This window comes from Allobosea sp. P2_B12 (assembly GCF_056404835.1).
In genome coordinates this window covers 154956-168884 of record NZ_JBFUDG010000006.1, presented here as the reverse complement: position 1 = coordinate 168884, position 13929 = coordinate 154956, and the positions used below count along the sequence as shown (strand labels likewise).

General features: G+C 66.4%; 14 protein-coding genes. 7 read left to right on the top strand and 7 right to left on the bottom strand.

All coding sequences use genetic code 11. The annotated features are described in order from the left end of the window. Positions 1 to 23: 23 nt before the first annotated feature. Entirely contained in the window at positions 24 to 1349 is a 1326-nt protein-coding gene (locus AC1DYU_RS16255) for a GDSL-type esterase/lipase family protein (protein WP_476792535.1), read from the top strand. A gap of 14 nt (positions 1350 to 1363) precedes the next feature. On the opposite strand, the gene AC1DYU_RS16250 is transcribed toward AC1DYU_RS16255, so the two are convergent. From AC1DYU_RS16250 to AC1DYU_RS16230, 5 genes are all read right to left on the bottom strand, one after another. Beyond that, a complete protein-coding gene (locus tag AC1DYU_RS16250; protein ID WP_476792534.1) occupies positions 1364 to 2434 on the bottom strand; it encodes an HD-GYP domain-containing protein in 1071 nt (356 codons plus the stop codon). 126 nt (positions 2435 to 2560) lie between these two features. Beyond that, positions 2561 to 3298: an SIMPL domain-containing protein gene (locus tag AC1DYU_RS16245; RefSeq protein WP_476792533.1), complete on the bottom strand. Its 738-nt coding sequence runs from the start codon at positions 3296 to 3298 to the stop codon at positions 2561 to 2563. 85 nt (positions 3299 to 3383) lie between these two features. Next, a complete protein-coding gene (locus AC1DYU_RS16240; protein ID WP_476792532.1) occupies positions 3384 to 5075 on the bottom strand; it encodes an acyl-CoA dehydrogenase family protein in 1692 nt (563 codons plus the stop codon). 86 nt (positions 5076 to 5161) lie between these two features. Then, positions 5162 to 6046 (bottom strand): DMT family transporter, encoded by an 885-nt coding sequence (locus AC1DYU_RS16235; RefSeq protein WP_476792531.1) that lies wholly within the window; start codon positions 6044 to 6046, stop codon positions 5162 to 5164. 107 nt (positions 6047 to 6153) lie between these two features. Continuing rightward, on the bottom strand, positions 6154 to 6813 hold the full coding sequence (locus AC1DYU_RS16230) for a glutathione S-transferase family protein (protein ID WP_476792530.1): 660 nt from the start codon (positions 6811 to 6813) through the stop codon (positions 6154 to 6156). A gap of 175 nt (positions 6814 to 6988) precedes the next feature. Between AC1DYU_RS16230 and AC1DYU_RS16225 the strand changes: the two genes are divergently transcribed. Together AC1DYU_RS16225 and AC1DYU_RS16220 are read left to right on the top strand one after the other, a co-directional pair. After that, positions 6989 to 7171: a type II toxin-antitoxin system HicA family toxin gene (locus AC1DYU_RS16225; protein ID WP_476792529.1), complete on the top strand. Its 183-nt coding sequence runs from the start codon at positions 6989 to 6991 to the stop codon at positions 7169 to 7171. Between the two features lie 37 nt (positions 7172 to 7208). After that, positions 7209 to 7637, top strand: a complete 429-nt coding sequence (locus tag AC1DYU_RS16220; protein ID WP_476792528.1) for a type II toxin-antitoxin system HicB family antitoxin — start codon at positions 7209 to 7211, stop codon at positions 7635 to 7637. A gap of 7 nt (positions 7638 to 7644) precedes the next feature. On the opposite strand, the gene ccrA is transcribed toward AC1DYU_RS16220, so the two are convergent. Continuing rightward, a complete protein-coding gene (ccrA, locus tag AC1DYU_RS16215; protein ID WP_476792527.1) occupies positions 7645 to 8916 on the bottom strand; it encodes a crotonyl-CoA carboxylase/reductase in 1272 nt (423 codons plus the stop codon). A 235-nt stretch (positions 8917 to 9151) separates the two neighbouring features. Between ccrA and AC1DYU_RS16210 the strand changes: the two genes are divergently transcribed. Next, positions 9152 to 9460, top strand: a complete 309-nt coding sequence (locus tag AC1DYU_RS16210) for a hypothetical protein (protein ID WP_158487108.1) — start codon at positions 9152 to 9154, stop codon at positions 9458 to 9460. 24 nt (positions 9461 to 9484) lie between these two features. Here AC1DYU_RS16210 and ubiG read toward each other — a convergent pair whose 3' ends face one another. After that, positions 9485 to 10255, bottom strand: coding sequence for a bifunctional 2-polyprenyl-6-hydroxyphenol methylase/3-demethylubiquinol 3-O-methyltransferase UbiG (gene ubiG, locus AC1DYU_RS16205; RefSeq protein WP_158487109.1), 771 nt, complete (start codon positions 10253 to 10255; stop codon positions 9485 to 9487). 149 nt (positions 10256 to 10404) lie between these two features. Between ubiG and AC1DYU_RS16200 the strand changes: the two genes are divergently transcribed. The 3 genes from AC1DYU_RS16200 to AC1DYU_RS16190 all read left to right on the top strand — a co-directional run bounded on the left by AC1DYU_RS16200 (position 10405) and on the right by AC1DYU_RS16190 (position 13929). Then, on the top strand, positions 10405 to 11643 hold the full coding sequence (locus AC1DYU_RS16200; RefSeq protein ID WP_158487110.1) for an aspartate kinase: 1239 nt from the start codon (positions 10405 to 10407) through the stop codon (positions 11641 to 11643). Positions 11644 to 11732: 89 nt separating this feature from the next. Beyond that, positions 11733 to 13115, top strand: coding sequence for a methyl-accepting chemotaxis protein (locus AC1DYU_RS16195; RefSeq protein WP_476792526.1), 1383 nt, complete (start codon positions 11733 to 11735; stop codon positions 13113 to 13115). A 73-nt stretch (positions 13116 to 13188) separates the two neighbouring features. Beyond that, positions 13189 to 13929, top strand: coding sequence for a metallophosphoesterase family protein (locus tag AC1DYU_RS16190; protein WP_476792525.1), 741 nt, complete (start codon positions 13189 to 13191; stop codon positions 13927 to 13929).

Genomic DNA, 13929 nt, shown 5'->3' with positions numbered 1-13929 from the left:
CAAAATAAAACGGGAGGATCGACATGCTGAGACTGGCCCTGATCGCTATGACATTCGCACTCGGCCTCGCGGGCGCCGCGACCGCGCAAACGGTGCTTCCCTGGAAGACGAGTTGGGCGGCTTCCGCCCATGGCCCCTACCCCGTTGGCAACCCCAGCGCCCAGCCGGACCAGCGTTTTGCTTTTCCCGATGCGAAAGCGGGCGCGCGAGACCAGAGCTTCCGGCTGATCGTGAAGCCGACGTTGTGGGGACCGCAGGCACGCATTCGCCTGAGCAACGCCTTCGGAACCAAGCCGATCACCGTCGAGGGCGCGCATATCGGCCTGCAGTTCGGCTCGGCCGCTGTCGTTCCCGGTACGAACCGGCCGCTCAGCTTCGGCGGCAAAAGCTCGGTGGTGCTGGAGCCCGGGGCCTCTGTCTGGAGCGATACGACCGATCTGCCTTTCGCCAGTGAACCTGCATCGCCCCTGCTACAGGGCCGCAAGCTCGCGATTTCGTTTCACATCGCGGGCGAGAGCGGGCCGATGACATGGCATGCCAAGGCGCTTCAGACCTCCTATGTCGGCGCGCCCGCCAGCGGCGCGAAGGGCGCCGAGGAGGCCGAGACCGGATTCCCCTACGCCACCGCCTCCTGGTTCTTCCTCGACGCGCTCGATATGCGCGCGCCGGCCGAGACGCCGGTCATCGTCGGCTTCGGCGATTCGATCACTGACGGCACCGCCTCGACAATGAACGGCGATGATCGCTGGCCGGACGTGCTGGCGCGGCGCCTCACACAAGCGCTCGGCATCAACAAGGCCGCCGTTCTCAACGCCGGAATCGGCGGCAATCAGGTGGCCGGGCCCGCTGAATATGGGCCGAGCAAGCCCTTCCCGGGAGGGCCTGCCGCCGTGCAGCGGCTGGAGCGCGACGTGCTGTCGCTGTCCGGGGTGACCAGCGTGATCTGGCTCGAAGGGATCAATGATTTCAGCAAGAACGGCAATGCCTCGCTCGAGGCCGTGACAGCCGGAATGCGCGACGGCGTTGCCCGGCTGAAGGCCAAGGGCATCCGGGTGGTCGGTGCCACCCTGGTCAGTGCGCTCGGCAGCACGAGCCCGGCCCACGGCTTCGCCGAGCAGGACGAGAAGCGCAAGGGCCTCAATGCCTTCATCCGGGCGCCGGGAAACTTCGACGCAGTGGCCGATTTCGACGCGGCAACGCTCGATGCCTCGACCGGCGGCCTCAAGACCGAATTCGTGCCGGATTCCACCACCGGCGGCCCCGGCGACAAGCTGCATCCCAACCGGACCGGCTATCTCATTATGGGCGCGGCGATCGACCCGGCGATCGTCCTGCCGGGCCGGAAGTAGCGGCCCGTGGCCCTTCAGGCCGCCTGCGCCGTCTTCAGCACGACCTGCTGGAACGCCCGCACCAGGGCCGCGTCCAGCTTGCCGCCCATCAGCACGAGGATCTCATAGGCCTGGTCGGGCACCATGGCGGGCTTGTAGCTGCGCCGCTCGATCAGCGCGGCGTAGATGTCGCAGATCGTGATCATCCGCACGAGGTCCGAGATCTGGCTGCTGCCGAGCCCGTCCGGATAGCCGGATCCGTCGAGATATTCGTGATGGGAGCGCACGGCGGCGAGGATTTCGGGCCGGAAGCCGCCCTGGGCGAGCAGCATCGCGTGGCCGATCGCGGGATGGGTGCGCATCACCGCCTGCTCGGCATCGTCGAGCGCGCCGGGCTTGTGCAGGATATCGAGCGGAATCCGTGCCTTGCCGATGTCGTGCAGCACGGCGGCCCGCGTCACGAGCTTGCGGTCCTCAGTTGAAAAGCCGAGCTGATGGGCAAAGCTCGCGGCAAGGCCCGCGACGAGCATGCAGTGCTGATAGGTCAGGTCGTCATAGCTCCAGACCACCTGGAGCCAGTCGCCGATTGCGCTGGCGCCGGCTGCCTGGTCGATCGCCTCGACCGAAGCCTCGACGGCGCGAAGCGCGATCGGCCTGCCGGCGGAAGCCGATTCGAGCATGTCGGCGAGCGACGCCGCCGCCGTCGCGAGATGGGCGCGGGTGAAGGCCACGGTCCCCCTGACGGGGTCGGCGCCGTCACCCTCATGCAGGAGCTGCTCGATGGTCTTCAGAAGCTGCGAGGCCTGCGTATCCGCCGACAGGACCTCGCTCGCGCCGATGGCGCGGGCCTGGATCGTCGAACGGGCGGTCATGTCCCGCAGCAGGCAGAGATAGGGCGCACTCCTGCCCCGATGGCGGGTCAATGCGGCGCGCATCGCCTCGACAGAATGCCGCTGTGCGAGATCGACGTCGCTGACGACGATCTGTGCCTCCGTAACAGGCCCGTCCCCCTGTCGCTCGAGCGAGATGACCCGGCATGGTCCCCACACGCCGAGACGGCGCGCAAGGTCGCGGCTTTCGTCGAAGCGATCGGTAATCAGAAGCATTCCCGCGGATTCCCCGGCCGGCGTGGTGCAGCACCGGACATGAAACAGCGAAATTATGAATTTACTGCGTATTCAATCGCGCACTCAACCGCAGCGAGCATCAACCGCCGGTGGCCGGCCGGTTACCTACGGGACGATCTCGAAGACCACGTTCACGGCCGTGCTGTAGCTGTTCTCGCCGCGCTCCACGGGAACAGAGCTGTCCGCAGACGCCGCCCGCATCATTTTGGCCATTGGCATCGGGCCGGGACGCAAGGATTGCTCCTCGATCGAAAGGATACGGCCGAGCTTGACGCCAGCGGCATCGGCCAGCGTGCGGGCTCGCTCCATGGCATCAGTGACGGCGCGTTTGCGGGCCTCCGTCAGGCTGGGCTTGAGGTCGTCATTGACGAAGCTGATGTCGCCGCCCTGGTTGACGCCGAGGCCGATAGCCTTGTCGAGAATGGCTCCGACCGCGGAAAGATCGCGGATGCGGACGGTCAGGGCGTTGCTGGCGGCATAGCCGCTGATCTTCGGCGCCTGGGGCTTCGCCTGCGGGCCTGCTTGCGTATAGCGCGGCTGGATGCTCAGGCCTGCGGTCTGCAGGTCGCGCTCGGCGATGCCGGCCGCCTTCAGGGCGCCGAGCACCTGCTTCATCGCCTCGCTGCTGGCGCTCAGAGCCTCGCGCGCCGTATCGGCCTCGCGCAGCACCGAGAAATTGAGGATTGCCATATCGGGGGCCACGCTGACCTCGCCCTCTCCGCTGACGCTGATCCGGGGCGAAGGCTGGGCCGGGCCCTGTTGCGCCATGGCAGTGGCCGACAGCACCGTCGTGGCACAGAGAAGCGCCGATCCAAGGAACAGGGTGGCTGCACGTTTCGACATGGAATGATCCTGATACTCTCGTGCCGTGATCGGCGAAGCGAGAGAAGCAGGGCCATCATGTCGAAATTATTGCCGTCTGATGACCTCAGCCCTCGACCAGCCGCCTTGCGATGACCTGCGCCTGGATCTCGGCGGCGCCCTCGAAGATGTTGAGGATGCGGGCGTCGCAGAGCACGCGGCTGATCGGGTATTCCAGCGCGAAGCCGTTGCCGCCATGGATCTGCAGGGCGTTGTCGGCGGCGGCCCAGGCAACGCGGGCCCCTAGCAGCTTGGCCATGCCGGCTTCGAGATCGCAGCGACGCTCAGCGTCCTTCTCGCGGGCGGCGAAATAGGTAAGCTGGCGGGCAATCAGGATTTCGGCCGCCATCATCGCCAGCTTGTCGGCGACGCGGGGGAAGGCGATCAGCTTCTTGCCAAACTGGACGCGCTCCCTGGCATAGCGCAGGCCGAGATCGAAGGCCGATTGCGCAACGCCGACGGCGCGCGCCGCGGTCTGGATGCGGGCGGCCTCGAAGGTCTGCATGAGCTGCTTGAAGCCCTGCCCCTCGACGCCGCCGAGCAGGTTTTCCGCCTTGACCTCGAAACCGTCGAAGGCGAGTTCGTATTCCTTCATGCCGCGATAGCCGAGCACCTCGATCTCGCCTCCGGTGAGACCTTCGACCGGGAACGGATCGGCATCGGTTCCGCGCGGCTTCTCGGCGATCAGCATGGACAGGCCGCGATAGCCGGCAGCGTCGGGATCGGTGCGGACCAGCAGCGTCATGATGTCCGCGCGGACGGGATGGGTGATCCAGGTCTTGTTGCCGGAGACCTTCCAGACGTCTCCGTCCTTGACCGCCCGCGTCCGCAGGCTGGCGAGGTCGGAGCCGGTGTTGGGTTCGGTGAAGACAGCGGTGGGCAAAAGCTCGCCCGAGGCCAACTTCGGCAGCCACTTCTCCTTCTGTTCGGCGGTACCGCCGCAGAGGATCAGTTCAGCCGCGATCTCGGAGCGGGTGCCGAGCGAGCCGACGCCGATATAGCCGCGCGAGAGTTCCTCGGAGACGACGCACATCGAGACCTTGGACAGGCCCATGCCGCCGAACTCCTCGGGAATGGTCAGGCCGAAGACGCCGAGCTCGGCCATCTTCTCGACCACCGCCATCGGGATGTAGTCATTCTTCAGGTGCCACTCATGGGCATGGGGCGTGACCTCGGCGGCGCAAAAGCGGCGCATCTCGGAGCGGATCGCTTCAAGGGTCTCGTCGAGGCCGGGATCGCCGACGCCCGCCGCACCGTCATCCTGGCTGAACAGGGCGACCAGGCGTGCGCGGTTCTCCGGCGTGTTGCCTTCAGCGATCAGCGTGTCAGCCGCCTCGGTCCGGGCTGCAGCAACGGCCTTCGCGGACAAGCCGAGCGCGGCCAGCCGGACGATCTCGTTCTGGCTCATCGGAATGCCGCCGAAGATCTGCGCGGCATATTCGCCGGCGCCGATCCGGATGGCGTAGTCCTCGATCGCGCCGTAGCGGTCCTCCATTGCGAGGCGCTCGCCATAGGCCTTCAGCTCGCGCAGCGCCATGACATAGGTCGCCAGCCAGGCGAGGCCATGGGCAGCGTGCTGCTGCTCCTCCAGCAGGGCCGAGGAGATCTTGCCCTCGGCCGTGACCTTCTCACGGACGGCAGCGATGGCCTCCTGCAGCAGGGTCTCAAAACCCGGCAGTGCCGCCTCGATCAACGCCACGGCGCTGGTCGGCATCTGCGATGCGGCGGCGGACGAAGCGGCGGCGGCTTGGGCGCTCATGGTTTTCCCTCCCTTGTTGCGACGCAGCATAGGGCGGGTTCTTGAAACCAGAAATGACTCTTTTGGCGGAAGACGCGACCGCCGCGCTACTTCCGGCTCGCCAGGACGACGCCGGCGATGGTCAGCGCCATGCCGGCAAGCTGGATCAGCGACATCGTCTCGCCGAACAGCAGCCAGGCCTCGAGCGCCACCAGCGCCGGGACGAGATAGAGGAAGGTGGCAATGCGCGAGACCTCGCCCCGGCGCAGGATGACGAGGTACAGCCCGATGCCGCCGAGCGAGAGCGCCAGCACCGACCAGCCCAGCACCAGAGCCATGGTCAGGTTCCACTCGATCCTCATCGGCTCCAGTGCGAAAGCCAGCGGAGCTGTGAACAGGAAAGCGGCGGCATACTGGATCGTCGTGACCGTGCGCAGGTCGCCGGAGACGATGCGGGCCTTCTGGTAGAAGGAACCGAAGGTCACGGCAAACATGCCTACGATGTTGACCACCACTGGCAGCAGGATGCCCCACAGCGCGACCGGATCGACCCCGACCAGCTTGGGCTCCAGCACGAGCGCGATGCCGACGAAGCCGCAGGCGATCCCCGCCCAGCGAACCAGCGAGATGCGCTCGCCGACAAGCGCCGGCGCCAGCATCGCAGTCAGGATCGGCTGGAGCCCTGCGATCAAGCCGGAGATGCCGGCCGGCAGGCCATGGCGCACCGCCCACCAGACGCCGCAGAGATAGATGGCGTGGAGCAGGACGCCGGTGACGATGCAATCGATCCAGGCCCGCGGCGTCGCGGGCCAGGGCGCCTTCACGGCGAGGGAGAGTGCGGCGAGCAAAATCGCCGCGCTGGCAAAGCGCACGGCCAGAAAGGTCAGCGGATCGGCATATTGCGCCGAATAGCCCGCGACGATCCACCCCGACGACCAGAGGAAGGTGAAGATCAGCGGGACGGCGCTGAGGAAGACGGGCGATGAGAACATGGGACGCCTTTGCGAGCGCGATGCTCTACATGGCTTCCCGTGCCCGTGACAGCGCTTGCGCGCCCGCCCGCCATGTCCGGATGGCGGGAGACAGTCCGTGGACCGCCTCAGTCGCGGTCAGGCGCGCCAGGCGGGAACCAGCTGCGGAAAGGCCGCGCCTCGTCGACCGCCCGCGCGAAGGACGGGCGCGCCAGCAGCCGCGCCCGGTAGGCGCGGGTGTTGGGGAATGCTACGTCGATCTCGTGGACCCAATCGGCGTAGAACAGCGCGGGCGCCGCGGCGCAGTCGGCCATGCCGAAATCGCTGCCGCAGGCCCATTCGCGCGACGCCAGCCTGCCGTCGAGCCATTGATAGGCGGCGTCCAGCATCGCGCGTGCCTCGGCGACGCCGTAGGGGTCGCGGTCCTTGGGCTCGCGGATATGGTCGAAGACGATGCGCTGCATCGGCGTCATGACGTAATTGTCGAAGAACCGGTCCATCATCCTGACCGGCAGTGCCGCCTTCGCGTCGGTCGGGAGCAACCCGTTGCGGCCAGGATGCGCAAGGGAGAGATGCTCGATGATGACGGTCGATTCGAGGATTGTCTCCTTGCCATCGACCAGCACCGGGAAGCGCTTCAACGGCCAGAGCGCGGCGAGCTCCTCGCCGGCCTTGGCATCGTCGGGGCCGAGCACCCGATACGCGAACGGCGTGCCGTTCTCGTAGAGGGCGACGAGCACCTTCTGGCAATAGGAGGAAAAGGGGTGCGCATAGAGCTGGAGCGACATCGCCACCTCGTTCGGATCATTACTTTACCGAATGATTAAGTGTTATCGCAGTGAGATGCAAGCCGGACCCGCTCGCCGTTGGATTTGGCCGTCCGCCACGGCGAGCCTCGTATAGGAACCGCTTGATCGGCGATCTCTGCGTGTGTTATCTTTACACATCATCAGGATCAGGTCGATGCATTCTCGGGACTTGATCAAGGAGCTCGAACGCGATGGCTGGGCGCTGCATTCCGTGACGGGCAGCCACCATCACTTCAAGCATCCGACCAAGCCCGGCAAGGTCACGCTGCCCCATCCGGTTAGGGATATGCATCCCAAGACGGTGAAATCCGTCAAGCGTCAGGCGGGCCTGGCTTGAGATGTCCGGAGTTGGCGGTCAATCTAGGGAGACACAGATGCCAGGCGCATATTTCGCCTTGATCCATCAGCCGGAAAACGGCTCCGAGTGGGGCGTCACATTCCCCGACTTGCCGGGTTGCGTGTCGTCGGGAGCGACCTTCGAGGAGGCGCAGCACAATGCTCGACAGGCTCTGGCCGGGCATGTCGCCGCACTGCGCGCCGATGGCGAGGACGTCCCGGCAAGTCGCAGTTATGTCGAATTGAATCGGGATCCAGATTACCTCGCCGAGGTCAGCGCTCCCCTCGCTCCCATGCCGGCTCTCATCCCGCTCGACGAGATCGCCGCACCCAAGGAGCGCGTGAATGTCATGCTGGATCGCGGCGTACTGCGGAAGATCGACGAAGCCGCACGCGCGAAAGGCGTCAGCCGCTCCGCTTTCATCGAGCAGGCGGCAGGCAAGGCGGCTTTGAAGCGCTCCGCCTGACGATACCCTACCCCGCCAGCGCCTCGGCCACGTCCTCATAGGTCCGCAACCCCGTTCGCGGCGCGTAGACCAGCACGGCCATGTTGCCGGGCGCGTGCTCGTTCTTCCACATCTTGTGATGGGCGAGCGGGATCTTGTCCCAGGGGAAGACCTCGGACATGCAGGGATCGACGCGGCGGTCGATGACGAACTGGTTGGCGGCGCTCGCCTGTTTGAGATGGGCGAAATGCGAGCCCTGCACGCGCTTCTGCCGCATCCAGACATAGCGGGCGTCGAAGGTGATGTTGAAGCCCGAGGTGCCGGCGCAGAAGACGATCATGCCGCCGCGCTTGGCGACGAGGCAGGAGACCGGGAAGGTCGCCTCGCCGGGATGTTCAAAGACGATGTCGACGTCCTTCTTGCCGGTGATGTCCCAGATCGCCTTGCCGAACTTGCGGGCTTCCCTGGTCCAGTCGTTGTATTCGGGCGAGTTCACCTTGGGCATCTGGCCCCAGCAATTGAAATCCTTGCGGTTGATCACGCCCTTGGCGCCGAGCCCCAGCACATAGTCGCGCTTGGTCTCGTCGGAGATCACGCCGATGGCGTTGGCGCCCGACGCGGCGCAGAGCTGCACACCGAAGACGCCGAGGCCGCCCGAGGCCCCCCATACCAGCACGTTGTCGCCGGGCTTGATGGTGTGGGGGGCGTGGCCGAAGAGCATGCGATAGGCGGTGGCCAGCGTCAGCGTGTAGCAGGCCGCCTCCTCCCAGGCCAAATGCCGGGGCTTCTGCATCAATTGCCGCGACTGCACACGGCAGAACTGCGCGAAGGAGCCGTCCGGCGTCTCGTAACCCCAGATGCGCTGGGACGACGAGAACATCGGGTCGCCGCCATTGCACTCCTCGTCGTCGCCGTCATCCTGGTTGCAGTGGACGATGACTTCGTCGCCGACCTTCCAGCGCTTGACCTTGGAACCGACGGCCCAGACGATGCCGGAGCAATCGGAGCCCGCGACGTGGAGCGCGCCCTTGTGGACGTCGAAGGGCGAGATCGGCTGGCCGAGCCCCGCCCAGATGCCGTTGTAGTTGACCCCGCCTGCCATCACGAGGAGCAGAACCTCCTCCTCGCCGATCGTCCAGGTCGGGATCACCTCGACCTGGAAGCTCTCCTGCGGCGGGCCATGGCGCTCGCGGCGGATCGTCCAGGCATACATGCTGGCCGGGACATGGCCGAGCGGCGGCAGTTCGCCGAGTTCGTAGAGATCCTTGAGTGGTGTCGCGGCGGCCTGCGGTTTCGGCATGGTCGTCTCTCCCTGCTTCTCCGGCGGTTTGCGATCCGCGCCTGCGGCCCGACGGAATTGCCGGAGATCATGCATCTTATGCTGCGGCGCGCCATCCATCCATCGGACTATACCGCAGCGCAAAATGATCGCATGCAAGCGCGCCGCTCGCGAAGCCGACCAGGCGGCGTTCCTCATGCAGCATCCCTTTAACGAGCCGATGCTATATCATCGTCGATGATTTCGGGGGTCTTCGATGCGCGCACTGATCCTGATGCTCGGCCTGCCCGACATGTCGACGCCGCAGCTGGTTGTCTTCCTGGCCTTTGTCGGGGTCGGTGTCCTGCTGTTCGGCTGGATTTCCGACATGCTGCTGCGCGACGGCGCCTTCGGCATCATCCTCAACGGCCTGACGATCCTGATCGGCGCCATCGTCGGCACCCTGATCTGGCGCAAGCTGGGCTATACGATCGGCACGAATCCAGCCGCGACCACAGCCTTCGTCGCGTTGGGCGCAGGGCTCGCGACGCTGATCATCATCACGACGGTCAGGCGCTGGCTCTGAACGGCCGCCCGGCAGGCTCCCCTGTCAGGCCTGACGATACGCCGCGAGCATGTAGTTGACGTCCGTGTCGCGAGCGGCCGACCAGCGGTCCGAGAACGGATTGTAGACGACGCCGGTGCTCTCGCCGAGATCGAGGCCGCCCCGCTCGATCGCCGCGCCGAGTTCGCCGGGCGTCACGAACTTCTCCCAGTCATGCGTGCCGCGCGGCAGCCAGCGCAGCACATATTCGGCCCCGACGATGGCCAGCGCATAGGATTTCAGCGTGCGGTTCAGCGTTGCCATGACGAGGAGCCCGCCCGGCCTCACCGCCGCGCAGCAGGCCGCGACGAAGGCCTCGACGTCCGAGACGTGCTCGACCACCTCCATGGCGAGCACGATATCGTAGCGGGCGCCTTCGGCGACCAGCGCCTCGATGGTCTGCTGACGGTAGTCGATCAAAAGCCCGCTGACCTCGGCGTGGGACTTGGCGACGCTGATATTTGTCGGCGCCGGGTCGAGCCCTGTCACCTGTGCGCCCAGCCGCGCCAGCGGCTCGCAGAGCACGCCGCCGCCACAGCCGATATCGACCAGCGTCAGCCCCTCCAGCGACCGCATCGTCTTGGGGTCACGGCCGAAGCGGGCGCAGGCGAGGTCGCGGATGAAGGTCAGCCGCACCGGGTTGAACTTGTGCAGCACGGCCATCGGGCCCTTCGGGTCCCACCAGGTCTTCGCCATCGCCTCGAAACGCGCCACCTCGGCGGGGTCGATGGTCGAATCGTTCTGGGTCGAGCCGTCGCGCTGAGCCGTCGCCGCCATGGTCTTAGCCTTCCGTCCGCGTTCCGTTGCGTGCCTCGCATTGACAGGCCGGCCGCTGCCCGTCATCTACACCCGCCCCGCGCCAGGCGCGAGGGTGACCTTTCGTCCCGGCTCGACCGGGACCACGATATGAGAGCCTCTGGACCGCCATGGCCCGTCTGGTGATGAAATTCGGCGGCACGTCCGTCGCCACGATCGAGCGCATTCGCAACTCCGCGCTTCACGTCAAACGCGAATTCGATGCCGGCAACGAGATCGCGATCGTCGTATCGGCAATGTCGGGCAAGACCAACGAGCTCGTCGCCTGGTGCAAGGAAGCCTCGGCGCTCTACGACCGTGCCGAATACGATGTCGTGGTCGCGTCGGGCGAGCAGGTGACGTCGGGCCTGATGGCGCTTGTCCTGCAAGAGATGGGAATGCCCGCCCGGTCCTGGCAGGGCTGGCAGATCCCGATCTACGGCTCGGACGCCCATGGCTCCTCGCGTATCGAGAGCGTCGACGGCGCCGGCATTCTGGCCGGCTTCGATCGCAACCGCGAGATCGCGGTCTGCTCGGGCTTCCAGGGCATGCATGCGCAGTCCAACCGCGTGGTCACGCTCGGCCGCGGCGGCTCGGACACCTCGGCGGTGGCAATCGCGGCCGGGCTCAAGGCCAACCGCTGCGACATCTACACCGATGTCGACGGCGTCTACACGACCGATCCGCGCGTGGTGCCCAAGGCGCGCCGCATGGACAGGGTCTCCTTCGAGGAGATGCTGGAAATGGCCTCGCTCGGCTCCAAGGTGCTGCAGGTGCGCTCGGTCGAGATCGCCATGGTCCACCGCGTGCCGACCTATGTACGCTCCTCCTTCGACGACCCTAACAATCCCAATCCAGGCACCCTCATCTGCGACGAGGACGACATCGTGGAACAGCAGATTGTCACCGGCATCGCGTTCTCGCGCGACGAAGCCCAGATCACGCTCCGGCGCGTAGCCGACAAGCCCGGCGTCGCGGCCGCCATCTTCGGCCCGCTCGCCGACGCCAACATCAATGTCGACATGATCATCCAGGTCGTCTCGGACGACCAGGCGACCACCGACATCACCTTCACGGTGCCGACTGCCGATTACGAGCGCTCCAGGACCCTGCTGGAGAGCCTGCACGGCCAGATCCACTATCAGGCGCTGCAGGGCGCGACCGACGTGGTCAAGATCTCGGCCATCGGCGTCGGGATGAGGAGCCATGCCGGCGTCGCCGCGCGCGCCTTCCGGGCGCTCTCGGAGAAGGGCATCAACATCCGCGCGATCACGACCTCCGAGATCAAGTTCTCGGTGCTGATCGACGCCGCCTATACCGAACTCGCGGTCCGGACCCTGCATTCGCTCTACGGGCTCGATGCAGCCTAGCGGCTAGAAAGCCGCTCAATTTCGCCTCAAATTCTTTAAGAGATTCATGAGAGCGTCATAACCGACCCATTTCTCGGCTATGGCGTACATTGTCCCAGGATCCCCGCCACCCCTCCTCCCGTGCCAAACCCGTCGCGATCACGGGCGCGGCCATCGACAAGCTCCTGCTCGCCTCGGGCGTCGATGAGCGGGCGCGGAATGTCGCGCGCGCATTGCTGCCGGTTGTCTCCAAACATGCCGGCGAAGCCTGCACCGCCTATTGCGACCATCTCGCGCGCTCCGTCGCAGACATGAAAGTGCATGTCGAGCGGCATCGTCAGCCGATCATCGAGGCCGAGCAGCGGCATTTCGAACTGCTGTTCAAGGCCGAGTACGGCAACGACTACGCCGACGACCTGAACCGGGCCGCGAAGACCGAATTCGGCGACGCGATGGGCATCCGCACCCGTCTTGGAACGGCGTTGCGTCTGATCGAGCCGCTGTTCCAGGAGATCGGCCGGCGGCGCCGCTTCAGCAGCCGCAAGGCCATCGACGACGCCGCCGCGCTGACCCGCCTGATCCTCACCGATGCGCTGGCCGCCACCTCCTGCCATCAGCGCGCGAGCCGTATCGGCCTGACGCAGCGCGAGAACGAACTGCATCTCGCCGCCACGTCCTTCCAGGGCAATGTCGCTCAATTGTCGGAAAGCCTGCAGATCGCAGCCACGGCGCTGCGGGACTACGCCGCGACGAGCCTTTATCGCAGCGGCCAGGCCGACCGCGAGGCGACGCTGGCGGAGGACGCCGCGCGCGACTGCACCGACCGGATCAGCCGCACCGTGGCAGCTACCAACGATCTGGTGAGCGCGCTCGACCATGTCAGCAGCGAAACGCAGCAGAGTTTCTCGGTCACCGGCCAGGCCGTGGCCGACACGCGCGAGGTCACGGCCTCGATGGCGGTCCTGGCGGAAGCGGCCGGCCGCATCGGCTCGATCGTGACGCTGATCGAACAGATCGCGACGAAGACCAACCTGCTCGCCCTCAATGCCACCATCGAGGCGGCGCGGGCCGGAGCGGCCGGGCGAGGCTTTGCGGTCGTCGCCGGCGAGGTCAAATCACTGGCACATCAGACCGCCAGCGCGACCGGCGAGATCTCGACGCAGATCGCCCAGGTCCAGTCGGCCGCCGAATCCTGCGTCCGCCATGTCGACTCGATCAGCCTGACGATCGCGCGGCTGGAGCAATCCGCGGCCTCGATCGCCCGGACCGTCCAGGAGCAGTCCACGGCGACCAGCGACATGGCGTCCGACACCCAGGAAGCCGCGACACGCACGCGCGAAGGGCTCGCCTCGGCACAGGCCGCGCGGCTCTCGATTGGCGACGTCACCAAGATGTCGCTCGAACTCGACAGCGCGGCGGTACAGGTCGAGGCCTCGGCGGGAATGATCAGCGACCTCGTCACGCATTTCCTGGCCGACCTGCGCGCGGCCTGAGCCGAAAGGCCTATGGCGCGAGGCAGCTTGGCCTGCCACATCATCGCCCAGCCTTCCCGCGACCCTGCCGCCCATGCGCATCGCCGTTCTGACGGACCTACACGCGAATCGCGAGGCGACGGAAGCCGTCCTCGCAGCGGTCGAACGCCTTGCGCCTGACCGCATCGCGCTGCTCGGCGACCTCGTCGGCTACGGTCCCGATCCGGTCTACGCAATCGAGACCGCCGAGCGCATGGTCTCCGATGGCGCGCTCTGCCTGCTTGGCAACCACGACGAGGCCGCCATCACCGGCCCATCGGGGATGACGCCGCATGCCCATGACGCGATCCTGTGGACGCGCGAACAGCTCTCGGCCGCGCATCTGGCTTTCCTTGCAACGCTGCCGCTCTCGGCCGAACTACCCGGCATGCTGCTCGTCCATGCCAGCGCGCGGACGCCGGGAAAATGGCCCTATGTCAGCCAGGAGAAGGCCGCCAGCGAATGCCTCGCCGCCACCGATGCCCCGCTCGTGCTGTGCGGCCACACCCATGTGCCGATGATCTATTACGCGCTACCCGGGCGCGAGCCGGTGCGGTTCTCGCCGCTGCCGCACGTCGCCGCGCCGCTTTCGGCAATCCGGCGCCATGTCGTCGTGATCGGGGCGGTCGGCCAGCCCCGCGACGGCAACCCGGCCGCATGCTTCGCACTGCTCGACACGGAACGAGCGGAGATCAGCATGATCCGCGTGCCCTATGACACTCAGGAGACGGCTCGAAAGATCAGCGCGCATGGCCTGCCGGACTGGCTTGGCCTGCGCCTGCACATCGGCCGATAG